General features: G+C 70.6%; 19 protein-coding genes. 18 read left to right on the forward strand and 1 reads right to left on the reverse strand.

What is annotated here, in order from left to right:
• The 13 genes from AOK22_RS19080 to AOK22_RS19140 all read left to right on the forward strand — a co-directional run.
• On the forward strand, positions 1–1,083 hold a 1,083-nt coding region (locus tag AOK22_RS19080), incomplete at its 5' end, for a UDP-N-acetylmuramoyl-L-alanyl-D-glutamate--2,6-diaminopimelate ligase (protein WP_055699887.1).
• A 4-nt stretch (positions 1,084–1,087) separates the two neighbouring features.
• Positions 1,088–2,503: a UDP-N-acetylmuramoyl-tripeptide--D-alanyl-D-alanine ligase gene (locus tag AOK22_RS19085; protein ID WP_055699888.1), complete on the forward strand. Its 1,416-nt coding sequence runs from the start codon at positions 1,088–1,090 to the stop codon at positions 2,501–2,503.
• Positions 2,500–3,570 carry a phospho-N-acetylmuramoyl-pentapeptide-transferase gene (gene mraY / locus AOK22_RS19090; protein ID WP_055699889.1) on the forward strand — a complete coding sequence of 357 codons (1,071 nt, stop codon included), beginning with the start codon at positions 2,500–2,502 and terminating at the stop codon, positions 3,568–3,570. The genes AOK22_RS19085 and mraY overlap by 4 nt, the downstream gene beginning before the upstream one ends.
• Positions 3,552–4,991, forward strand: coding sequence for a UDP-N-acetylmuramoyl-L-alanine--D-glutamate ligase (gene murD / locus AOK22_RS19095; RefSeq protein ID WP_055699890.1), 1,440 nt, complete (start codon positions 3,552–3,554; stop codon positions 4,989–4,991). Before mraY ends, murD begins: the two co-directional genes overlap by 19 nt.
• 49 nt (positions 4,992–5,040) lie before the next feature.
• Entirely contained in the window at positions 5,041–6,351 is a 1,311-nt protein-coding gene (gene ftsW / locus AOK22_RS19100; RefSeq protein ID WP_055699891.1) for a putative lipid II flippase FtsW, read from the forward strand.
• Positions 6,352–6,357: 6 nt separating this feature from the next.
• Positions 6,358–7,452: an undecaprenyldiphospho-muramoylpentapeptide beta-N-acetylglucosaminyltransferase gene (murG, locus tag AOK22_RS19105; protein WP_055699892.1), complete on the forward strand. Its 1,095-nt coding sequence runs from the start codon at positions 6,358–6,360 to the stop codon at positions 7,450–7,452.
• 14 nt (positions 7,453–7,466) lie between these two features.
• A complete protein-coding gene (locus tag AOK22_RS19110) occupies positions 7,467–8,258 on the forward strand; it encodes a cell division protein FtsQ/DivIB (RefSeq protein WP_055699893.1) in 792 nt (263 codons plus the stop codon).
• 275 nt (positions 8,259–8,533) lie between these two features.
• Positions 8,534–9,763: a cell division protein FtsZ gene (ftsZ, locus tag AOK22_RS19115; protein ID WP_055699894.1), complete on the forward strand. Its 1,230-nt coding sequence runs from the start codon at positions 8,534–8,536 to the stop codon at positions 9,761–9,763.
• Positions 9,764–9,780: 17 nt separating this feature from the next.
• On the forward strand, positions 9,781–10,491 hold the full coding sequence (pgeF, locus tag AOK22_RS19120) for a peptidoglycan editing factor PgeF (protein WP_079036672.1): 711 nt from the start codon (positions 9,781–9,783) through the stop codon (positions 10,489–10,491).
• A gap of 6 nt (positions 10,492–10,497) precedes the next feature.
• Entirely contained in the window at positions 10,498–11,217 is a 720-nt protein-coding gene (locus AOK22_RS19125) for a YggS family pyridoxal phosphate-dependent enzyme (RefSeq protein WP_055699896.1), read from the forward strand.
• A 124-nt stretch (positions 11,218–11,341) separates the two neighbouring features.
• A complete protein-coding gene (locus AOK22_RS19130) occupies positions 11,342–11,977 on the forward strand; it encodes a cell division protein SepF (protein ID WP_055699897.1) in 636 nt (211 codons plus the stop codon).
• Between the two features lie 80 nt (positions 11,978–12,057).
• The gene (locus AOK22_RS19135) at positions 12,058–12,348 is read left to right on the forward strand and encodes a YggT family protein (RefSeq protein WP_055699898.1); all 291 of its coding nucleotides are present in this window, start codon (positions 12,058–12,060) and stop codon (positions 12,346–12,348) included.
• A gap of 52 nt (positions 12,349–12,400) precedes the next feature.
• The gene (locus AOK22_RS19140; protein ID WP_079036670.1) at positions 12,401–13,498 is read left to right on the forward strand and encodes a DivIVA domain-containing protein; all 1,098 of its coding nucleotides are present in this window, start codon (positions 12,401–12,403) and stop codon (positions 13,496–13,498) included.
• 251 nt (positions 13,499–13,749) lie between these two features.
• Here AOK22_RS19140 and ileS read toward each other — a convergent pair whose 3' ends face one another.
• Positions 13,750–16,893 (reverse strand): isoleucine--tRNA ligase, encoded by a 3,144-nt coding sequence (gene ileS / locus AOK22_RS19145; RefSeq protein ID WP_055699899.1) that lies wholly within the window; start codon positions 16,891–16,893, stop codon positions 13,750–13,752.
• Positions 16,894–17,487: 594 nt separating this feature from the next.
• On the opposite strand from ileS, the gene AOK22_RS19150 reads away from it, so the two are divergent.
• The 5 genes from AOK22_RS19150 to AOK22_RS19170 all read left to right on the forward strand — a co-directional run bounded on the left by AOK22_RS19150 (position 17,488) and on the right by AOK22_RS19170 (position 22,529).
• Positions 17,488–18,525, forward strand: a complete 1,038-nt coding sequence (locus AOK22_RS19150) for a TraR/DksA family transcriptional regulator (protein ID WP_055699900.1) — start codon at positions 17,488–17,490, stop codon at positions 18,523–18,525.
• A 78-nt stretch (positions 18,526–18,603) separates the two neighbouring features.
• Positions 18,604–19,305: a signal peptidase II gene (lspA, locus tag AOK22_RS19155; RefSeq protein ID WP_055699901.1), complete on the forward strand. Its 702-nt coding sequence runs from the start codon at positions 18,604–18,606 to the stop codon at positions 19,303–19,305.
• 60 nt (positions 19,306–19,365) lie between these two features.
• Positions 19,366–20,307 carry an RluA family pseudouridine synthase gene (locus tag AOK22_RS19160; RefSeq protein ID WP_055699902.1) on the forward strand — a complete coding sequence of 314 codons (942 nt, stop codon included), beginning with the start codon at positions 19,366–19,368 and terminating at the stop codon, positions 20,305–20,307.
• Positions 20,304–20,801 carry a GNAT family N-acetyltransferase gene (locus AOK22_RS19165; protein WP_055699903.1) on the forward strand — a complete coding sequence of 166 codons (498 nt, stop codon included), beginning with the start codon at positions 20,304–20,306 and terminating at the stop codon, positions 20,799–20,801. Before AOK22_RS19160 ends, AOK22_RS19165 begins: the two co-directional genes overlap by 4 nt.
• A gap of 141 nt (positions 20,802–20,942) precedes the next feature.
• The gene (locus AOK22_RS19170; RefSeq protein WP_055699904.1) at positions 20,943–22,529 is read left to right on the forward strand and encodes a Na+/H+ antiporter; all 1,587 of its coding nucleotides are present in this window, start codon (positions 20,943–20,945) and stop codon (positions 22,527–22,529) included.
• Positions 22,530–22,543: the final 14 nt, after the last annotated feature.

Here is a 22,543-nt window from a genome sequence, read left to right on the forward strand (position 1 = left end):
GGCCTGATCGGCACGGTCGAGATGCGCATCGGCGACGAGCGCATCAAGTCGGAGCGCACCACCCCCGAAGCCACCGATCTGCAGGCGCTGTTCGCGGTGATGCGCGAGCGCGGCGTCGACGCGGTGGCCATGGAGGTCTCCAGCCACGCCCTGGTGCTCGGGCGGGTGGACGGCTGCGTCTTCGACGTCGCCGTCTTCAACAACCTCAGCCCGGAGCACATGGAGTTCCACTCCGACATGGAGGACTATTTCCGGGCCAAGGCGCAGCTGTTCACGCAGCGGCGTTCCCGGCTCGGTGTGGTCAACTTCGACGACGAGTACGGGCGTCGGCTCATCGCCGAGTCCGAGGTGCCCGTCACGACCTTCTCCGCCGAGGGCCACCCCGACGCCGACTGGCGCGCGGAGGACGTCGAGGTCGGACCGATGGACTCCACCTTCGTCGCGGTCGGCCCCAAGGGCGAGCGGATCACCGCCAGGTCGCCGCTCGCGGGACCCTTCAACGTCGCCAACACCCTTGCCGCGATCGTCTCGCTGGCCGTCGCCGGGATCGACCCGCAGCTCGCCGCCGACGGCGTCGCCGCGGTGCCCGGCGTGCCCGGCCGCCTGGAGCGCGTCGACGAGGGCCAGCCCTATCTGGCCGTCGTCGACTACGCCCACAAGACGGACGCCGTCGAATCGGTCCTGCGTGCCCTGCGCAAGGTCACCGAGGGCAAGCTGCACATCGTGCTCGGCTGCGGCGGCGACCGCGACAAGACCAAGCGGATGCCGATGGGCGCGGCCGCGGCCCGCCTCGCCGACACCGCCGTACTGACCTCCGACAACCCGCGTGGCGAGGACCCCCTCGCGATCCTCGCCACGATGCTCGCCGGCGCCGCCGACGTGCCGGCCCACGAGCGCGGCGAGGTCGCCGTCTTCGAGGACCGCGCCGCCGCCATCGCCGCGGCCGTCGCCCGCGCGCAGCCCGGCGACACCGTGCTCGTCGCGGGCAAGGGCCACGAGCAGGGACAGGACATCGCCGGGGTGGTGCGTCCCTTCGACGACCGCCAGGTGCTTCGCGAAGCTATCCAGCAAACCCAGGGATGAAGTTGTGATCGCCCTCTCCCTCGCCGAGATCGCCAGCGTCGTCGGCGGGCAGACGTACGACATACCGGATCCGGCCGTCCAGGTGACCGGACCCGTCGTCCGGGACTCCCGTGAGGTGAAGCCCGGCAGCCTCTTCGTCGCCTTCGTCGGCGAGCGCGTCGACGGCCACGACTACGCGGCCGACGTGGTCGCCGCGGGCGCGGTCGCCGTGCTCGCGGCGCGGCCCGTCGGGGTGCCCGCCATCGTCGTCGACGACGTGCAGGCGGCGCTCGGCGCCCTTGCGCGCCACGTCGTGGAGCGGCTCGGCGCGACCCTGGTGGCGCTGACCGGCTCGGTCGGCAAGACCAGCTCCAAGGACCTGCTCGCACAGGTCCTGCGGCGTCACGCGCCCACGGTCTGGACGCCGGGCTCGCTCAACAACGAGATCGGGCTGCCGCTGACCGCGCTGAGCGCCACCGACGAGACGAGGTTCCTCGTCCTGGAGATGGGGGCGCGCGGAATCGGCCATATTCGCTACCTCACCGGACTCACGCCGCCCAGGATCGGTCTCGTCCTGAACGTCGGAACCGCCCACATCGGCGAGTTCGGCGGCCGCGAGCAGATCGCGGAAGCGAAGGGCGAGCTGGTCGAGTCGCTGCCCGAGGACGGCGCCGCGATCCTCAACGCCGACGACCCGTTCGTCCGTGCGATGGCCACGCGTACGAAGGCGCGCGTGCTCCTGTTCGGAGAGTCCGACGACGCCGACGTACGCGCGGAAAATGTCCGGCTCACAGAGAACGGACAGCCCGCTTTTACGCTGCACACACCCTCCGGGTGCAGCGACGTGACCTTGCGGCTGTACGGTGAGCACCACGTGTCGAACGCGCTTGCCGCGGCCGCCGTCGCCCATGAGCTGGGCATGTCCGTGGACGAGATCGCCCTCGCGCTCTCCGAGGCGGGCACGCTGTCCCGCTGGCGGATGGAGGTCACCGAGCGCCCGGACGGTGTGACGGTCGTCAACGACGCCTACAACGCGAACCCCGAGTCCATGCGAGCGGCCCTGCGCGCGCTCGTGGCCATGGGCAAGGGGCGTCGTACGTGGGCGGTGCTCGGTCACATGGCCGAGCTCGGGGACGAGGGTCTCGCCGAGCACGACGCGGTCGGACGACTTGCCGTCCGGCTCAACGTGAGCAAGCTCGTGGCAGTCGGGGGCAGGGAAGCGTCCTGGCTCCAACTGGGCGCATACAACGAGGGTTCGTGGGGTGAGGAGTCGGTGCACGTGTCCGACGCACAGGCGGCGATCGACCTGCTGCGCAGCGAGCTGCGCGCGGGAGACGTCGTACTGGTGAAGGCGTCCAGATCGGTCGGTCTCGAGCGGGTCGCCGCGGCGCTGCTCGACGACGCCGCGATGTCTTCCGAGGGGCAGGTCGCCAGCCGATGAGGCAGATCCTCTTCGCGGGTGTGATCGGGCTCTTCCTGACCCTGGTCGGTACCCCGCTGCTGATCAAGCTCCTGGCCCGCAAGGGTTATGGCCAGTTCATCCGGGACGACGGCCCGCGCGAGCACCACAGCAAGCGCGGTACGCCGACCATGGGTGGTATCGCCTTCATCCTGGCCACGCTCATCGCGTACTTCCTCACGAAGGTCCTCACCGGCACGGAGACCACGCTCTCCGGTCTGCTGGTGCTCTTCCTGATGGCGGGCATGGGCCTCGTCGGCTTCCTCGACGACTACATCAAGATCGTCAAGCAGCGTTCGCTGGGTCTGCGGGCCAAGGCGAAGATGCTCGGCCAGCTGATCGTCGGCATCGGCTTCGCGGTGATGGCGCTGAACTGGCCGGACAACCGCAACCAGACGCCGGCCTCCACCAAGCTGTCGTTCGTCACGGACTTCGGCTGGTCGATCGGCCCGGTCCTGTTCGTGGTCTGGGCGCTGTTCATGATCCTCGCGATGTCGAACGGCGTGAACCTCACCGACGGTCTGGACGGCCTCGCCACCGGCGCCTCCGTGATGGTCTTCGGCGCCTACACCTTCATCGGTGTCTGGCAGTACCAGGAGTCCTGCGCCAACTCGGCGACCCTGATGAACCCCCAGGCGTGCTACGAGGTCAGGGACCCGCTCGACCTCGCGGTCGTGGCCTCCGCGCTGATGGGCGCCTGCTTCGGCTTCCTGTGGTGGAACACCTCGCCCGCCAAGATCTTCATGGGTGACACCGGTTCGCTCGCCCTCGGCGGCGCGCTCGCGGGCCTCGCGATCTGCTCCCGCACGGAGCTGCTCCTCGCGCTGCTCGGCGGCCTCTTCGTCCTCATCACCATGTCGGTCGTCATCCAGGTCGGCTCGTTCCGCCTGACCGGAAAGCGCGTCTTCCGGATGGCGCCACTCCAGCACCACTTCGAACTCAAGGGGTGGTCCGAGGTCCTTGTGGTGGTCCGCTTCTGGATCATCCAGGGCATGTGCGTGATCGTCGGCCTCGGTCTCTTCTACGCGGGATGGGCAGCCGAAAAGTGACCACTGCGTCCGACTGGCAGGGCAGGAACATCACCGTCGCCGGTCTCGGCGTGAGCGGCATCTCCGCCGCCCGCGCCCTGGCCGGCCTCGGCGCGTCGGTGACCGTCGTGGACGGCGGCTCCGGCGAGGCACACCGCGCACGCGCCGCCTCGCTGGAGGCCGAGGGCGTCGCCGTACGCCTCGGTGACGCCGAGACGCTTCCCGAGGGCACCGACCTGATGGTCACCTCGCCCGGCTGGAAGCCGTCCTCGCCGCTGTTCGCGGCGGCGGCCGCCGCGGGCGTGGACGTCGTCGGCGACGTCGAGATCGCCTGGCGGCTGCGCGGCCCGGACGCCGCGCCCTGGCTCGCCGTCACGGGCACCAACGGCAAGACCACGACCACGCAGATGCTCGCGTCGATCCTGCGGGCGGAGGGCCTGCGCACGGCCGCCGTCGGCAACATCGGCACCCCGATCGTGGACGTGATCCTGGAGGGTGACGACGCCTACGACGTGCTGGCCGTCGAGCTCTCCTCGTACCAGCTGCACTGGGCGCCCTCCGTGCGCGCCCACTCCGCGACGGTCCTGAACCTGGCGCCCGACCACCTCGACTGGCACGGCTCCATGGAGGCGTACGCCGCCGACAAGGGCCGGATCTACGAGGGCAACCGTGTCGCCTGCGTCTACAACGTCGCCGACAAGGCCACCGAGGACCTGGTCCGCGAGGCCGACGTCGAGGAGGGCTGCCGCGCCATCGGTTTCACGCTGAACGCGCCCGCGCCCTCGCAACTGGGCGTCGTGGACGGCATCCTGGTCGACCGTGCCTTCGTGCCGGACCGCCAGAAGCAGGCCCAGGAGCTCGCCGAGATCTCCGACGTCCAGCCGCCCGCGCCGCACAACATCGCCAACGCGCTGGCCGCGGCGGCCCTCGCGCGCGCCTTCGGCGTACAGGCGACGGCCGTCCGCGACGGTCTGCGCGCCTTCCGTCCGGACGCCCACCGCATCGAGCACGTCGCCGACGTGGCCGAGGTCGCGTACGTCGACGACTCCAAGGCCACCAACACCCACGCCGCGCAGGCGTCGTTGGCGGCGTACGAGTCGATCGTCTGGATCGCGGGCGGGCTCGCCAAGGGAGCCACCTTCGACGAGCTCGTCGCGGGCGCCGCACCGCGGCTGCGCGGCGTCGTCCTGATCGGCGCCGACCGCGGCCTGATCCGCGAAGCCCTCGCGCGACACGCGCCCGAGGTCCCGGTCGTCGACCTCGACCGCACCGACACTGGTGCGATGTCCGAGGCGGTACGGCGGGCGGCGGAGCTGGCTCAGCCGGGGGACACCGTCCTGATGGCTCCGGCCTGCGCGTCGATGGACATGTTCACCAACTACAACAAGCGTGGTGAAGCGTTCGCGGACGCCGTCCGCGAACTCGGCTCCACGAGCGCCTGACCGGGCTTTCTGTCCGGCGGGGCGCCGGGCACACCCTTGGGAGGGGAACGTGGCCAGGTCTTCCGTGCGGGTCGCCAAACGACCGGCTCCGGTACGCGCCAGAGGAGCCTCCCACCCTCCGGGCGAGAGCGGGCCCCGGCGGCTCTACACCAGGGCCCGCCGGGCCTGGGACCGGCCGCTCACCGCGTACTACCTGATTTTCGGCAGCAGTCTGCTGATCACCGTGCTCGGCCTGGTGATGGTCTACTCGGCTTCGATGATCCAGGCGCTGCAGCTGGACCTGCCCGCCTCGTACTTCTTCCGCAAGCAGTTCGTGGCGGCCGTGCTCGGCGCGATCCTGCTGTTCGTCGCGATGCGGATGCCCATCAAGCTGCACCGGGCGCTCGCCTATCCGATGCTCGCGGTGACCGTCTTCCTGATGGTCCTCGTGCAGATCCCGGGGATAGGGCGCAGCGTCAACGGCAACCAGAACTGGATCTACCTGGGCGGCCCGTTCCAACTGCAGCCCAGTGAGTTCGGCAAGCTCGCCCTGGTCCTGTGGGGCGCCGACCTGCTCGCGCGTAAACACGACAAGCGTCTGCTGACCCAGTGGAAACACATGCTGGTGCCGCTGGTCCCGGTCGCGTTCATGCTCCTCGGGCTCATCATGCTCGGCGGCGACATGGGCACGGCGATCATCCTCACCGCGATCCTTTTCGGCCTGCTGTGGCTCGCGGGGGCGCCCACCCGGCTCTTCGCCGGCGTGCTCGGCGTCGCGGCGCTGCTCGGTGTGATTCTCATCAAGACGAGCCCCAACCGCATGGCCCGGCTGGCGTGCATCGGCGCGACGGATCCCGGCCCCGGAGACCAGTGCTGGCAGGCCGTGCACGGCATCTATGCCCTTGCCTCCGGCGGATTCTTCGGTTCCGGTCTCGGCGCGAGTGTGGAAAAATGGGGTCAACTGCCTGAACCGCACACCGACTTCATCTTCGCCATCACGGGGGAGGAACTCGGCCTGGCGGGGACGCTGTCGGTGCTCGCTCTGTTCGCGGCTCTAGGCTATGCGGGTATCCGCGTGGCCGGACGCACGGAGGACCCCTTCGTGAGGTATGCCGCGGGAGGTGTGACCACCTGGATCACGGCCCAGGCCGTGGTCAACATCGGTGCGGTGCTCGGTCTGCTGCCGATCGCCGGTGTCCCGCTCCCGCTGTTCTCCTACGGGGGTTCGGCCCTGCTGCCGACCATGTTCGCCATTGGACTCCTCATCGCCTTCGCGCGATCGGACCCCGCGGCGAAGGCGGCCCTGGCCATGCGGCAACCTCGGGTGAGATGGAACACGATGCGACGGCGCGTCAAGGCGCGTTCGTCCGGAGAGCGGTGAATTTCGGTGCATGTCGTACTCGCCGGTGGGGGGACCGCCGGCCACATCGAGCCCGCGCTCGCCCTCGCGGACGCCCTGCGGAGGCAGGACCCGACCGTGGGGATCACGGCCCTGGGCACGGAGCGTGGACTCGAGACCCGACTGGTACCCGAGCGCGGCTACGAACTCGCGCTGATCCCGGCCGTACCGCTGCCGCGCAAGCCCACCCCTGAGCTGATCACCGTCCCGGGACGGCTGCGCGGCACCATCAAGGCGGCCGAGCAGATCCTGGAGCGCACCAAGGCGGACTGCGTCGTCGGCTTCGGCGGCTACGTCGCGCTGCCCGGCTACCTCGCGGCCAAGCGGGCCGGTGTGCCGATCGTCGTGCACGAGGCCAACGCGCGCCCCGGCCTGGCCAACAAGATCGGCTCGCGGTACGCGCACGGCGTCGCCGTCGCCACCCCGGACAGCAAGCTGCGCAACTCCCGCTACATCGGCATTCCGTTGCGCCACACCATCGCCACGCTGGACCGCGCCCGGGTCCGCCCCGAGGCGCGCGCCGCGTTCGGCCTCGACCCGAACCTGCCGACCCTGCTGGTCTCCGGCGGCTCCCAGGGCGCACGGCGCCTGAACGAGGTCGTCCAGCAGGTCGCCCCGGTCCTCCAGCGGGCGGGCATCCAGATCCTGCACGCGGTCGGTCCGAAGAACGAATTGCCGCAGGTGCAGCAGATGCCGGGGATGCCCCCGTACATCCCGGTACCGTACGTGGACCGGATGGACCTCGCGTACGCCGCGGCCGACATGATGCTCTGCCGCGCGGGCGCGATGACCGTCGCCGAACTCTCCGCCGTCGGGCTCCCGGCCGCCTACGTCCCGCTGCCCATCGGCAACGGCGAACAGCGGCTCAACGCCCAGCCGGTGGTCAAGGCGGGCGGCGGACTGCTGGTCGACGACGCGGAACTGACGCCCGAATGGGTCCAGGGCAATGTCCTGCCCGTGCTCGCCGACCCCCACCGGCTGTACGAGATGTCCCGCGCCGCCTCGGAGTTCGGCCGCCGGGACGCCGACGAGCTGCTCGTCGGCATGGTGTACGAGGCGATTGCGTCACGCCGTAGCGCGTGAGAAGGCAGGGGACCGTGGCCGGACCGACCACCGCCGAACGGCAGCAGCAGAAGTCCGGCCCGCCCCGCCCGCAACGCCCCCGGCGCCTGCGGCTGCCGCGTTCGCGCACCCTGATCGTGGTGCTGGTCCTCGCGGTGCTGCTCGGCGCCGGCGGCATCTGGGCGCTCTACGGCTCGCAGTGGCTGCGCCTGGAGCGCGTGACGACCTCCGGTACGCGCGTCCTGACGCCCGAACAGGTGCGGGAGGCCGCCGCCGCCCCCGTCGGGGCCCCACTGATTTCGGTCGACACCGACGAGCTCGAAGAGCGGCTGCGCTCGAAATTGCCCCGAATTGACTCGGTTGATGTCGTCCGGTCCTGGCCGCACGGAATCGGGCTCAAAGTGACGGAACGTAAGCCCGTTCTGCTCATCGAAAAGGGCGGAAAGTTCGTCGAAGTGGACGCCAAGGGAGTGCGATTCGCCACGGTCGAACGTGCGCCGAAGGGCGTGCCCCGGCTCGAATTGACGCCGGATCACGACAGCGGCGCGGCGAGCCTGCGCCGGTTCGGCACCGACCGGCTGCTGCGGGAGGCGGTGCGGGTCGCCGGTGACCTGCCGGAAGCCGTGGCCCGCGATACCCGGAACGTCAAGGTCCGTTCGTACGACTCCATCTCGTTGGAGTTGAACAGAGAACGGACGGTCGACTGGGGCAGCGGCGAGAAGGGGCGTACGAAGGCCGCCACACTCACCGCACTGATGAAAGCGGCGCCCAAGGCACGGCACTTCGATGTGAGCGTCCCCACCGCCCCTGCGTCATCGGGGAGTTGACGCATATCGTCGCAGGCCAGCACCCTGGTTCGGCATCGCTACGGCTGATCACATAGGGTGAAAAGAAAAACGGGAGGTTCGGCGTGTTCGTTGAACGTGCGCCACTTGTCGACTTAGTGTCCTGTTCGGAAGAGTCCAGGGAACAGACACACTGGTAACCCTAAACTTCAGCGTTAGGGTTCGGGTCGGCGTTCGGACCGTCCCATTCGGCATCAGTCGTCGCATCGCAGCAGAGCGAAACGGCGACACGTAACTCGAGGCGAGAGGCCTTCGACGTGGCAGCACCGCAGAACTACCTCGCAGTCATCAAAGTCATCGGTGTCGGCGGCGGTGGTGTCAATGCCATCAACCGGATGATCGAGGTCGGTCTCAAGGGCGTCGAGTTCATCGCCATCAACACCGACGCGCAAGCCCTGTTGATGAGCGACGCCGACGTCAAGCTCGACGTTGGCCGTGAACTCACCCGTGGACTCGGGGCCGGCGCCAACCCGGCCGTCGGCCGCAAGGCCGCAGAGGACCACCGCGAGGAGATCGAGGAGGTCCTCAAGGGGGCCGACATGGTCTTCGTCACCGCCGGCGAAGGCGGCGGCACCGGCACCGGCGGCGCACCCGTCGTCGCCAACATCGCGCGCTCGCTCGGCGCCCTCACCATCGGTGTGGTCACCCGGCCGTTCACCTTCGAGGGCCGTCGCCGCGCCAACCAGGCCGAGGACGGCATCGCGGAGCTGCGCGAAGAGGTCGACACCCTCATCGTCATCCCCAACGACCGGCTCCTGTCCATCTCGGACCGCCAGGTCTCCGTCCTCGACGCCTTCAAGTCGGCGGACCAGGTCCTGCTCTCCGGTGTCCAGGGCATCACCGACCTCATCACCACGCCCGGCCTGATCAACCTCGACTTCGCCGACGTCAAGTCGGTCATGTCCGAGGCCGGTTCAGCCCTCATGGGCATCGGTTCGGCCCGCGGCGACGACCGCGCGGTGGCCGCCGCCGAGATGGCGATCTCCTCGCCGCTCCTGGAGGCGTCCATCGACGGCGCCCGCGGTGTGCTGCTCTCCATCTCCGGTGGCTCGGACCTCGGTCTCTTCGAGATCAACGAAGCCGCCCAGCTGGTCAGCGAGGCCGCCCACCCCGAGGCCAACATCATCTTCGGCGCGGTCATCGACGACGCGCTCGGCGACGAGGTCAGGGTCACGGTCATCGCGGCGGGCTTCGACGGCGGGCAGCCGCCGTCCAAGCGGGACAACGTCCTCGGTTCGGCGTCCGGCTCGCCCAAGCGCGAGGAGCCCGCGGCGCCCGCCCGTCCCGCCGAATCGTCCCGGCCCGCCTTCGGCGGCCTCGGCAGCGTCACGCCGCGCGAGGAGCCCCCGGCGCCCGAGCCCGCGGAGCCGGCCCCGGCCGGCAGCGAGACCCCTTCGGGGAACACGGCGCCGCTCCAGGTCCCGCCGGCCCGTCCCTACCAGGACAGCCAGGCCGAAGAGCTGGACGTGCCGGACTTCTTGAAGTGATAAGCAAGCACAGCACCGTGAGCGGCGCGCACTTCGCCTTCACCGACAGGTGGGGCGGGGTGAGCGCCGTTCCGTACGAAGAGCTCAACCTCGGCGGCGCGGTCGGCGACGACCCCGAGGCCGTGCGGACCAACCGCACGCTGGCCGCCACGTCCCTCGGCATCGACCCGGCCCGCGTGGTCTGGATGAACCAGGTCCACGGCCGGGACGTCGCCGTGGTCGACGGTCCCTGGGGGTCCGACGCCGACATCCCGTCCGTCGACGCCGTGGTGACCGCCCGCAGGGGCCTCGCCCTCGCCGTCCTCACCGCCGACTGCACACCGGTCCTGCTCGCCGACCCGGTCGCCAAGGTCGCGGCCGCGGCGCACGCGGGGCGCCCCGGCATGGTGGCGGGCGTCGTGCCCGCCGCCGTCGAGGCGATGGTGGCGCTCGGCGCGGACCCGGCCCGCATCGTCGCCCGCACCGGGCCCGCCGTCTGCGGGCGCTGCTACGAAGTGCCGGAGGCGATGCGCGCCGATGTCGCCGCCGTCGAGCCCACGGCGCACGCCGAGACGAGTTGGGGTACGCCCGCGGTCGACGTGACCGCCGGAGTGCACGCCCAACTGGACCGGCTCAGGGTGCGTGACCGGGAGCAGTCGCCGGTGTGCACGCTGGAGTCCGGTGACCACTTCTCGTACCGCCGCGACCGCACGACCGGTCGTCTCGCGGGCTATGTCTGGCTGGACTGATAGGGCATGACGGAACGTAAGGCTCAACTCGCGGCGAATCTGGCCGAGGTCGAGGAGCGCATCGCCGCGGCGTGCGCCGCGGCCGGTCGCAAGCGGGAGGAAGTGACCCTCATCGTGGTCACGAAGACCTACCCCGCGAGCGATGTGCGGATCCTGTCGGAACTGGGTGTGCGCCATGTCGCGGAGAACCGCGACCAGGACGCGGCACCGAAGGCGGCGGAGTGCTCCGACCTTCCGCTCACCTGGCACTTCGTGGGCCAGTTGCAGACCAACAAGGTCCGTTCCGTGGTCGGTTATGCCGATCTGGTGCAGTCCGTGGATCGTCCCAAGCTCGTCACAGCTCTGTCGGCGGCCGCGGTCCGCGCGGAGCGCGAGCTCGGCTGCCTGATCCAGGTCGCGCTCGACGCGGAGGTCAACGGACGGGGCGAGCGCGGGGGCGTGGGCCCCGGCGGAATCGAAGAGTTGGCCGACCTCGTGGCCGGGGCGCCGGGACTGCGGCTCGACGGTCTGATGACCGTCGCCCCGCTCACCGGCCCGTACGCGGGGCGGCAACAGGCGGCGTTCGAGCGGTTGATGGAATTCGCAACCCTCATGCGCGCGGCTCATCCTGCTGCGAACATGGTGTCGGCAGGGATGAGTGCGGACCTCGAACAGGCCGTGGCGGCCGGAGCGACACATGTGCGCGTCGGTACGGCGGTACTCGGAGTCCGACCCGGGCTCGGGTAACGTCGCCAAGAAGTCGGACCACAGCAGAAAATATGGTCATTCTCGCTGTTGGGCGGGGATACCTCGTGGATCGCGGGCAGTTGGTGACGACAGCCGATCCACCACAGAGCGGAGGACTCAGAGCATGGCCGGCGCGATGCGCAAGATGGCGGTCTACCTCGGCCTCGTGGAGGACGATGGGTACGACGGTCCGGGGTTCGACCCCGACGACGAGTTCGAACCCGAGCCGGAGCCCGAGCGCGACCGCAGGCGGCATGAACCGCCGCATCAGTCGCACCAGCCCCATCAGCCTCAACGGGACGAATCGGTACGAGTGGTGCAGCCGCCCGCCCAGCGCGAGCCGGCCGCCCACTCCTCTTCGCTGGCCGCCGAATCCGGACGTCCGGCACGAATCGCCCCCGTGGCATCCATCACACCTGAACGCCAGAGCCTGGAGAAGAACGCACCGGTGATCATGCCCAAGGTCGTGTCCGAGCGGGAGCCCTACCGCATCACCACATTGCACCCCCGGACCTACAACGAGGCCCGTACCATCGGGGAACACTTCCGCGAGGGCACTCCGGTGATCATGAATCTGACCGAGATGGACGACACCGACGCGAAGCGACTTGTCGACTTTGCCGCCGGTCTGGTCTTCGGTCTGCATGGCAGCATTGAGCGCGTGACGCAGAAGGTGTTCCTGTTGTCGCCTGCTAACGTCGATGTAACGGCGGAGGACAAGGCTCGCATCGCAGAGGGCGGGTTCTTCAACCAGAGCTGAGACGCAGTAGATGCAGTAGTTGCTGTAGATGCAGAACCGGAACGACGAGTACGAGTAACAGGGGAGAGGGAAACGCGAACATGGGCGTGGTCTTGCAGGTGCTCTACATCGCGCTGATGTGCTTCCTCATCGTGCTGATCTTCCGGTTGGTCATGGACTACGTCTTCCAGTTCGCCCGCTCATGGCAACCCGGCAAGGCGATGGTGGTCGTTCTGGAGGCCACCTACACTGTCACTGATCCACCGCTCAAGCTTCTGCGGCGGTTCATTCCGCCGCTGCGTCTCGGGGGCGTGGCACTTGACCTGTCCTTCTTCGTACTGATGATCATCGTCTACATCTTGATCACCGTCGTGAGCAATCTCGCGAGGTGACCGTGGACGATACGGTCTTGCCGACTGCCGATGACTACGTTGAGGTGAAGAGATGCCGTTGACCCCCGAGGACGTGCGGAACAAGCAGTTCACGACCGTCCGCCTCCGAGAAGGCTATGACGAGGACGAGGTCGATGCCTTCCTCGATGAGGTCGAAGCCGAACTGACCCGCCTGCTCCGCGAGAACGAGGACCTGCGCGCCAAGCTGGCCGCCGCCACCCGCGCCGCTGCTCAGAACCAGCAGCAGGGCGGTATGCGCAAGGGCCCCGACGGGCCGCAGGACCAGCAGCGAGGACCGGGCGCCCCGGTGCCCGCCGCAATATCGGGCCCGCAGCCGGTCCCGCCGCAGCAGCAGATGGGCGGCCCGATGGGTGGCCCGCCGCAGCTGCCCGGCGGTGCGCCGCAGCTGCCCGCAGGCCCCAGCGGGCACGGCCCGCAGGGTGGTCCGCAGGGCCCCGGCCCGATGGGTCAGGGTCCGATGGGTGGCCCCATGGGCGGTCCCATGGGTGGCCACGGTCCGCAGATGCCGCAGCCCGGTCAGGGCCCCGGTGGCGACAGCGCCGCCCGTGTGCTCTCCCTCGCGCAGCAGACCGCCGACCAGGCGATCGCGGAGGCCCGTTCCGAGGCCAACAAGATCGTCGGCGAGGCCCGTTCGCGCGCCGAGGGTCTCGAGCGTGACGCCCGTGCCAAGGCCGACGCCCTGGAGCGGGACGCGCAGGAGAAGCACCGCGTCGCGATGGGCTCCCTGGAGTCCGCCCGCGCCACGCTGGAGCGCAAGGTCGAGGACCTGCGCGGCTTCGAGCGCGAGTACCGCACGCGTCTGAAGTCCTACCTGGAGTCGCAGCTGCGCCAGCTGGAGACCCAGGCCGACGACTCGCTGGCCCCGCCGCGCACTCCGGCCACCGCCTCGCTGCCGCCGTCCCCGGCGCCGTCGATGGCTCCGGCCGGCGCGGGTGCCCCGTCCTACGGCGGCAACCAGTCGATGGGCGGCAACAACCAGCCCGCCGGCGGTCCGTCCTACGGCGGCCAGCAGCAGATGTCCCCGGCGATGACCCAGCCGATGGCGCCGGTGCGGCCGCAGGGCCCCGCCCCGATGCAGCAGGCTCCGTCGCCGATGCGCGGCTTCCTCATCGACGAGGACGACAACTGACGGGCGTGACCACGCCTTAGGCGTCGGCAGCGTTCAGGGCCGGGCCCCGGAGATTCTCCGGGGCCCGGCCCTTTTGCGTGCGCTGGTCGTGCCCCACGGGTCGCACCTCGCTGGTCGCGTCGGCCGTGGCGCGGGTGCAGAAACGTTCATCTGTGCGTGGGTACGCAACGCCGAAGGCCCGGTCCCGCCAAGATGTTCGGCGGGACCGGGCCTTCGGCGGGTCCGGGGGCCTGCGCCCCCGGTGCGGGCGCTTACGCCTTGCGGAGACGGAAGGCCAGCTTCAGGGAATCGTCGGTGAACGGCTCCCCGTAGGTGTCGTCGGCCTCGCCCTGGGCGAAGTCCGTGGCGAGTACCTCGTCCGCGATCAGCCCGGCGTGGTCGGACAGGGCCGTCACGACGGCCGGGTCCGTGGAGGTCCAGCGCAGGGCGATCCGGTCCGCGACGTCCAGGCCGCTGTTCTTGCGGGCCTCCTGGATCAGGCGGATCGCGTCGCGGGCCAGGCCCGCGCGGCGCAGCTCCTCGGTGATCTCCAGGTCCAGGGCGACCGTGGCGCCGGAGTCGGACGCCACCGACCAGCCCTCGCGCGGGGTCTCCGTGATGATGACCTCGTCCGGGGCCAGCGTCACCTTCTCGCCGTCGACCTCGACGAAGGCCGTGCCCTCGCGCAGGGCCAGCGACAGCGCGGCCGCGTCCGCCTCGGCGACGGCCTTGGCGACCGCCTGGACGCCCTTGCCGAAGCGCTTGCCGAGCGCCCGGAAGTTCGCCTTGGCCGTGGTGTCGACCAGGGAGCCGCCGACCTCGGAGAGCGACGCCAGCGAGGAGACGTTGAGCTCCTCGGTGATCTGGGTGTGCAGCTCCGGGTTGAGGGACTCGAAGCCGGAGGCGGCGACCAGCGCGCGGGACAGCGGCTGGCGGGTCTTGACGCCGGACTCCGCGCGCGTGGCGCGGCCGAGCTCGACCAGGCGGCGCACGAGCACCATCTGCTTCGACAGCTCCGGGTCGATCGCCGACAGGTCGGCCTCGGGCCAGGCGGACAGGTGCACCGACTCCGGGGCGTCCGGGCTCACCGGCACGATCAGGTCCTGCCAGACGCGCTCGGTGATGAACGGCGTCAGCGGGGCCATCAGCTTCGTGACGGTCTCGACGACCTCGTGCAGGGTGCGCAGCGCCGCCTTGTCGCCCTGCCAGAAGCGGCGGCGGGAGCGGCGCACGTACCAGTTGGAGAGGTTGTCGACGAAGACGGACAGGAGCTTGCCCGCGCGCTGGGTGTCGTAGCTCTCCAGGGCCTGGGTGACCTGGTCGGTGAGCGCGTGCAGCTCGCTGAGCAGCCAGCGGTCCAGGAGGGGGCGCTCGGCGGGCGCCGGGTCGGCCTCACTGGGGGCCCACTGGGACGTACGGGCGTACAGGGCCTGGAAGGCGACCGTGGTCCAGTACGTGAGGAGCGTCTTGCGGACGACCTCCTGGATGGTGCCGTGGCCCACGCGGCGGGCCGCCCACGGGGAGCCGCCGGCCGCCATGAACCAGCGGACGGCGTCGGCGCCGTGCTGGTCCATGAGCGGGATCGGCTGGAGGATGTTGCCCAGGTGCTTGGACATCTTGCGGCCGTCCTCGGCGAGGATGTGGCCGAGGCAGACCACGTTCTCGTAGGACGACTTGTCGAAGACCAGGGTGCCGACGGCCATCAGCGTGTAGAACCAGCCGCGGGTCTGGTCGATGGCCTCCGAGATGAACTGCGCCGGGTAGCGGCTCTCGAAGAGCTCCTTGTTCTTGTACGGGTAGCCCCACTGCGCGAACGGCATCGAGCCCGAGTCGTACCAGGCGTCGATGACCTCGGGCACGCGCGTGGCGGTGCTCCCGCAGCCCTCCTCGGGGCAGGCGAAGGTGACCTCGTCGATGAAGGGGCGGTGCGGGTCGAGGCCCGACTGGTCGGTGCCCGTGAGCTCGGAGAGCTCCGCGCGCGAGCCGACGCAGGTGAGGTGGTTCTCCTCGCAGCGCCAGATGGGCAGCGGGGTGCCCCAGTAGCGGTTGCGGGACAGGGCCCAGTCGACGTTGTTGTTCAGCCAGTCGCCGAAGCGGCCGTGCTTGACCGAGTCGGGGAACCAGTTGGTCTTCTCGTTCTCCTGGAGCAGGCGGTCCTTGATGGCCGTCGTGCGGATGTACCAGGACGGCTGCGCGTAGTAGAGGAGCGCCGTGTGGCAGCGCCAGCAGTGCGGGTAGCTGTGCTCGTACGGGATGTGACGGAAGAGGAGTCCGCGCTCCGCGAGGTCCTCGGTCAGCTTTTCGTCTGCCTTCTTGAAGAAGACACCGCCCACCAGAGGTACGTCTTCTTCGAAGGTGCCGTCCGGACGGACCGGGTTCACGACCGGCAGGCCGTACGCACGGCAGACCTTGAGGTCGTCCTCACCGAAGGCGGGGGACTGGTGGACCAGACCGGTGCCGTCCTCCGTGGTGACGTACTCGGCGTTGACCACGAAGTGGGCCGGAGCCGGGAACTCCACCAGCTCGAAGGGACGTTGGTAGGTCCAGCGCTCCATCTCGGCGCCGGTGAAGGTCTCGCCGGTCGTCTCCCACTCCTCGCCGAGTGCCTTCTCGACGAGCGGCTGGGCGACGACGAGCTTCTCCTCGCCGTTCGTCGCGACGACGTAGGTGACGTCGGGGTGCGCGGCGACGGCGGTGTTGGAGACGAGGGTCCAGGGGGTCGTCGTCCAGACCAGCAGGGCGGCTTCGCCCGCGAGGGGACCGGAGGTGAGGGGGAAACGGACGTACACCGACGGGTCGACGACCGTCTCGTAGCCCTGCGCGAGCTCGTGGTCGGACAGGCCCGTGCCGCAGCGAGGGCACCAGGGGGCGACGCGGTGGTCCTGGACCAGGAGGTCCTTCTTGAAGATCTCCTTCAGGGACCACCAGACCGAGTCCACGTACTCCGGATTCATCGTCCGGTAGGCGTCGTCGAGGTCGACCCAGTAGCCCATGCGGGTCGTGAGCTCGGCGAAGGCGTCGGTGTGCCGGGTCACGGACTCGCGGCACTTGGCGTTGAAGGCGGCGATGCCATAGGCCTCGATGTCCTTCTTGCCGTTGAACCCGAGCTCCTTCTCGACGGCGAGCTCGACGGGGAGGCCGTGGCAGTCCCAGCCGGCCTTGCGGGCCACGTGGTAGCCCCGCATGGTGCGGAAGCGCGGGAAGACGTCCTTGAAGACACGGGCCTCGATGTGGTGGGCGCCCGGCATGCCGTTGGCCGTCGGCGGGCCCTCGTAGAACACCCACTCGGGGCGGCCCTCGGACTGCTCGAGGCTCTTGGCGAAGATCTTCTGCTCGCGCCAGAAGTCGAGCACGGCGTGCTCAAGGGCGGGCAGATCGACCTGGGCGGGCACCTGGCGGTACTGCGGCGGCGTCATCAACGAGCTCCTCCAACGGATGTGCTGCCTTCCGTCGGAGGGACGAGAGCCCCGCGCCCGGTGAGGCGCGCTCCCGCGGTACCACCCTCCTTGGCTCTCCGGAACGGGGTCTGTGCCGGTGAGCCCCCTCATTGGGGTCGCGAAACCGGGTCTACCGGCCCGGGCTCGGGGCCCTGGCTTTCTTCCGGCGGCTCCGGGGTGATCTTCACGTCGCGCTCGCCCCCGGGCTCACACCGTCCCCGGGTCGCTCAAGGCTGCGTACGCCGCTACTCGTCCCCATCCACGCTTCTCGCTGCAGCCCAGTGTACGGCGCCCGCACAGGGGCGGCCGACCGCTTTTCCGGGAGCCGTCCGGGGGACGGGTCAGGCGGTGGGGACTGACCCGAATGGCGACATGCGGACCGAGCGGATCCGGGCACGCCGCGGCCGGCGGATTACCCCGCAGGGAGTTGGGCACAACGCATGCAGACTCGCCGCGCGGCACCCGCGGGGCGGGCGAATCGGGCGGCGTGCCCCGTTGCCGCGGGCCTGAAGTCGATTTATCGTCCCAGCACGATTCGCGAGCAAGATCACAATATGTGAAGGGGCCGCGGCCATGGTGGCGAAGAAGACCGCCGTACAGCATTCGGCGTCCGGCAGATCCACAGGCGCGGCCGCGGCGACGGCCAAGGACGTGAGCGGCAAGAAGAGCACCCACGGAGCCGTCGCGAAGGCGGCCGGGAAGACACCACCGGGGGACGGGACCGAGTCCGCCGGGCACGGGGCCGCCGCCAAGAAGACGGCGGCGAAGAAGGCGGTGGCCAAGAAGGCCGCGGCCAAGAAGGCGGCGGCCACGGAGGCCACGGCCACGAAAAGCGCGGCTACGAAGACCGCGGCCACGAAGAGCACGGCGAAGAAGGCCGCAAAGAAGACGGCGGCCAAGAAGACCGCCGCCAAGAAGACGGCGGACAAGGAGGCGGCCGCTCAGGACACGGCGGTCGCGGGGGCCGACCGGCCCGCAGGGGACGACGCCGAGAAGGCCGCCCCGGCGAAGAAGACGGCCGCCAAGAAGAGCACCGCGACAAAGAGCACGGCCAAGAAGAGCACGGCCAAGAAGTCGGTCGCGTCCGCGGCCGAAGGTGCGGCTGAGGCCGCGGAGACGACGGGAGCCACGACAGTGGTTGCGAAGAAGACTCCGGGCACGGCGACCGCGGCGAAGAAGCCGACGGCGGTGCCCAAGGCACGTGCCGCCGCCCCCGGCGAACTCGCGGTCCGGCCCGGCGAGGACCCCTGGACCCCGGACGAGGTCGCGGAGGCCCGTGCGGAGCTCCAGAGCGAGGCGCTGCGCCTCAGCAGCGAGATCGCGTCCTCCGAGGAGTCCCTTGCGGGCCTGATGCGCGACTCCGGGGACGGGGCGGGCGACGACGACGCGGACACCGGTACGAAGAACATCACGCGGGAGCACGAGATGGCGCTCGCCGCCAACGCGCGCGAGATGCTCGTGCAGACCGAGCGCGCCCTGGAGCGCCTCGACGCGGGCACGTACGGCCTCTGCGAGAACTGCGGCAACCCGATCGGCAAGGCCCGGATGCAGGCCTTCCCGCGCGCGACCCTGTGCGTGGAGTGCAAGCAGAAGCAGGAACGGCGCTACTGAGCGCGGCCTGGGCACCGGGGTCCGTACGCGTGTGCCGTACGCTCGTCCCCAGTCAGGTACCTAGGTTGAGGGACTCACGTGGCAGAGGCGGAGCGCATCATCGGTACGCCGGACATCCCTGAGGCGGCCGGGGCCGAGCCGGAGCAGTCCGGCTCGGCCTCCGACGAGAAGGCGGCGGGCGCGCCCGCGTCCGGCGGGAGCACGCCGGAGAAGCCCGGCGAGGCCACGCCCGAGGCGTCCGGCGATGCCGCGGGCGAGAGCGGCGACAGCCGCGACAGCGGCGATAGGCCCAAGGGCAAGCGCAAGATCGCCGTGCTGTTCGCGGTGGCCGCCTTCGCGTACGCCCTGGACCTGGTCAGCAAGATGATCGTGGTCGCCAAGCTGGAGCACCACGAGCCGATCGACCTCATCGGCGACTGGCTGCGGCTGTCGGCGATCCGGAACGCGGGCGCGGCCTTCGGCTTCGGCGAGGCCTTCACCGTGATCTTCACGTGCATCGCCGCGGCGGTCATCGTGGTGATCGCCCGCCTCGCGCGCAAGCTCTACAGCCTGCCGTGGGCGATCGCGCTCGGCCTGCTGCTCGGCGGCGCGCTGGGCAACCTCACGGACCGCCTCTTCCGCTCGCCCGGCGTCTTCGAGGGCGCGGTCGTCGACTTCATCGCCCCGAAGGGCTTCGCGGTCTTCAACCTCGCGGACTCGGCGATCGTCTGCGGCGGCATCCTGATCGTGCTGCTGTCCTTCCGCGGCCTCGACCCGGACGGCACCGTCCACAAGGACTGAGCCCCCGGCGGCGGGGGCCTGCGGTGCGGGAGTGTCGGTGGGCTCCTGCATACTCAATGGGTGAGCACGATTCCCGAGATCCGTACCCTGCCCGTGCCCGACGGCCTGGAGGGCGAGCGCGTCGACGCCGCCATCTCGCGCATGTTCGGGTTCTCCCGCACGAAGGCCGCGGAACTCGCCGCGGCGGGGAAGGTCACGGTCGACGGCTCGGTGGTCGGCAAGTCCGAGCGCGTGCACGGCGGGGCCTGGCTGGAAGTGGAGATGCCGCAGGCGCCCGCTCCGGTGCAGATCGTCGCCGAGCCCGTCGAGGGCATGGAGATCGTGCACGACGACGACGACATCGTCGTGATCGTCAAGCCGATCGGCGTGGCCGCGCACCCGAGCCCGGGCTGGACCGGGACCACCGTGATCGGCGGCCTCGCGGCGGCCGGGTACCGCATCTCGACCTCCGGCGCCGCCGAGCGCCAGGGCATCGTGCACCGCCTGGACGTCGGCACGTCCGGCCTGATGGTGGTCGCCAAGTCGGAGCGCGCCTACACCTCGCTGAAGCGCCAGTTCAAGGAGCGCACGGTCGACAAGCGCTACAACGCGCTGGTGCAGGGCCACCCCGACCCGATGAGCGGCACCATCGACGCCCCCATCGGCCGGCACCCCCATCACGACTACAAGTGGGCGGTCACGGCCGAGGGCAAGCCCTCCGTGACGCACTACGACCTCATCGAGGCCTTCCGCGCGGCCTCCCTGCTCGACATCAAGCTGGAGACGGGGCGCACGCACCAGATCCGCGTCCACATGTCCGCCCACCGGCACCCCTGCGTGGGCGACCTGACGTACGGCGCGGACCCCACGCTCGCCAAGCGCCTCGGCCTCACGCGCCAGTGGCTGCACGCGGTCCGCCTCGGCTTCGAGCACCCGGGCGACGGCCAGTGGGTGGAGTACGAGAGCGGCTACCCCGAGGACCTCCAGAAGGCCCTTGACCGCGTGCGGGCGGAGAGCTCGTGAGCGAGGTGACCGTCCGGGTCGCCGAGGGCGCGGACGACCTGGAGGCCTGCTTCGCGGTCCGCAAGGAGGTCTTCGTCGCCGAGCAGCGGGTCCCCGAAGACCTGGAGTACGACGCGTACGACGCCGGGGCGGTGCACGTCCTGGCCGTCGGCGCGGACGGCGTCGCGCTCGGCACGGGCCGGCTCCTGACCGGCGCCGCGGCCGTTGCCAAGAACGGCGGGGACGCCGGCGTGGGCGCGCTCGGCCGGCTCGCGGTGACGCGGGCCGCGCGCGGGCTCGGTGTCGGGGCCGCCCTGGTCCGCGCCATCGAGGACGCGGCACGCGCGCGTGGCCTGACGGCGGTGGACCTGCACGCGCAGACGCACGCCCTGGGCTTCTACGAGCGCCTGGGGTACGAGGTGTACGGCCCGGAGTTCCCCGACGCCGGCATCCCGCACCGGGCGATGCGCAAGGCGCTGGGGCAGCGGGACGCGGACCGCTCCGACGAGGGCTGAGCCGGTCGCGAGGGCTCTCGCCGCGGGGAACGACGCCGTCGCCGCGAGGCGGCGACAGGGGGCATTGGTCCGGTTCGCGGTGAATGCGTGGCAGGGTTGAGGTCTTGATCGTCCCCTTCTCGACCCTCCGGAGGCCGCACCGTGGATCAACTGGCACTGGTGCTCATCCTGTTGCTCGGTGCCGTGGTCACCGTGCCGCTGGGGGACCGGCTCGGGCTGCCCGCCCCGGTCCTGATGACGCTGGCGGGCATCGGCATGGCCCTGCTGCCGTTCGTGCCCAACGTCGAGATTCCCCCGGACTACATCCTTCCGCTGGTCCTGCCGCCGCTGCTCTACGCCTCCGTGCAGCGCACCTCGTGGCGGCAGTTCACGGCCAACGTACGGCCGATCCTCCTGCTCGCCGTGGCGCTGGTGTTCGTGACGACGGCGGCGGTCGCCGCCGTGGCCAACGCCGTGGTGCCGGGGCTGCCGATCGCGGCGGCCGTGGCGCTGGGCGCGCTCGTCGCGCCGCCCGACCCCGTCGCCGCGACCGCCGTCGCCGGGTCGCTCGGACTGCCCCGCAGGCTCGTGTCCATCCTGGAGGGCGAGGGGCTCTTCAACGACGTCACGGCGATCGTGCTCTACCACGTGGCGATCGCGGCGGCGGTGAGCGGGAGCTTCTCCTGGCCGTCCGCCGCGGGCCTGCTGGTGCTGTCGGCCGTGGTCGCCGTCGCCGTCGGCCTGGTGCTCGGCTGGCTCACCAACAAGCTCATGGGGCTCCTCGGCGACGCCACCCTGCAGACCGGCCTGACGCTGCTCGTGCCCTTCGTCAGCTACGTCCTCGCCGAGGAGCTGCTCGGCTCCGGCGTGCTCGCCGTCCTCACCACCGCGCTCTACCTCGCGGAGAACGCCGTCGACGCCGACGACGTGCTCGGACGGATCACCGGGCAGACCTTCTGGCAGATCGTCGACACCCTCGTCACCGGCATCGCGTTCGGGCTCATCGGCCTGGAGCTGCACAACGTCTTCGGCATCGCGAGCGGCCGCGCGTGGGAGATGTTCGGCTGGGGCGCGGCGATCGTCGCCGTCGTCGTCGGCGTACGCCTGATGTGGCTGCTGCCCGCGACCTGGCTGGCCAAGCGGCTGCACAAGCGGCGGGACGTCGACGAGGAGATCCCGACCAGCTGGCGCGAGACCGTCGTCATGTGGTGGTCGGGGATGCGGGGCGTGGCGTCCGTGGCGCTGGCGCTCGCCATCCCCCTCAAGACGGACGACGGGGCGCCGTTCCCGGCCCGCGACGAGATCATCTTCATCGCGTTCTGCGTCATCATGGCGACCCTCGTCGCCCAGGGCCTCACGCTGCCCTGGCTGGTGCGCAGGCTCGGGGTGCGCGCCGACGCCGACGCGGAGCGGGAGCTGGAGCGCGACCTCGCGCTGCGCGCCGCCAAGGCCGCCAAGCGGCGCCTCAAGGAGATCGAGGAGGTCGAGGAGCTCCCCGAGGACGTCGCCGAGCGGCTGCAGCGCGGCGCGTACGACATCGGGGCCAGGATCAGCCCCGACCTGGTCGACGACGAGCGCCGCGAGCGGTACGCCAAGCGCGTGGACCGCTGGAAGGCCGTCCAGCGCATCCAGCGCGAGATGATGTCCGCCGCCCGCCACGAGGTGCTCGCCGCGCGCAGCGAGCCCGGCGCCGATCCGGAGATCGTCGACCGGGTGCTGCACCACCTGGACGTCCGCAGCCTGCGGTGAGCGGCGCGCGGGCC

Origin of the sequence: Streptomyces silaceus (assembly GCF_001419745.1) — a bacterium.
Classification (GTDB): Bacteria; Actinomycetota; Actinomycetes; order Streptomycetales; family Streptomycetaceae; genus Streptomyces; species Streptomyces silaceus.

Bases quoted from the DNA above. Each gene is read 5' to 3' on its own strand.
- AOK22_RS19140 (WP_079036670.1), top strand. From the start codon at position 12,401: ATGCCGTTGACCCCCGAGGACGTGCGGAACAAGCAGTTCACGACCGTC.
- ileS (WP_055699899.1), bottom strand. From the start codon at position 16,893: ATGACGCCGCCGCAGTACCGCCAGGTGCCCGCCCAGGTCGATCTGCCC.
- AOK22_RS19150 (WP_055699900.1), top strand. From the start codon at position 17,488: ATGGTGGCGAAGAAGACCGCCGTACAGCATTCGGCGTCCGGCAGATCC.
- murD (WP_055699890.1), top strand. From the start codon at position 3,552: ATGGGCAGCCGAAAAGTGACCACTGCGTCCGACTGGCAGGGCAGGAAC.
- AOK22_RS19135 (WP_055699898.1), top strand. From the start codon at position 12,058: ATGGGCGTGGTCTTGCAGGTGCTCTACATCGCGCTGATGTGCTTCCTC.
- AOK22_RS19130 (WP_055699897.1), top strand. From the start codon at position 11,342: ATGGCCGGCGCGATGCGCAAGATGGCGGTCTACCTCGGCCTCGTGGAG.
- mraY (WP_055699889.1), top strand. From the start codon at position 2,500: ATGAGGCAGATCCTCTTCGCGGGTGTGATCGGGCTCTTCCTGACCCTG.
- AOK22_RS19125 (WP_055699896.1), top strand. From the start codon at position 10,498: ATGACGGAACGTAAGGCTCAACTCGCGGCGAATCTGGCCGAGGTCGAG.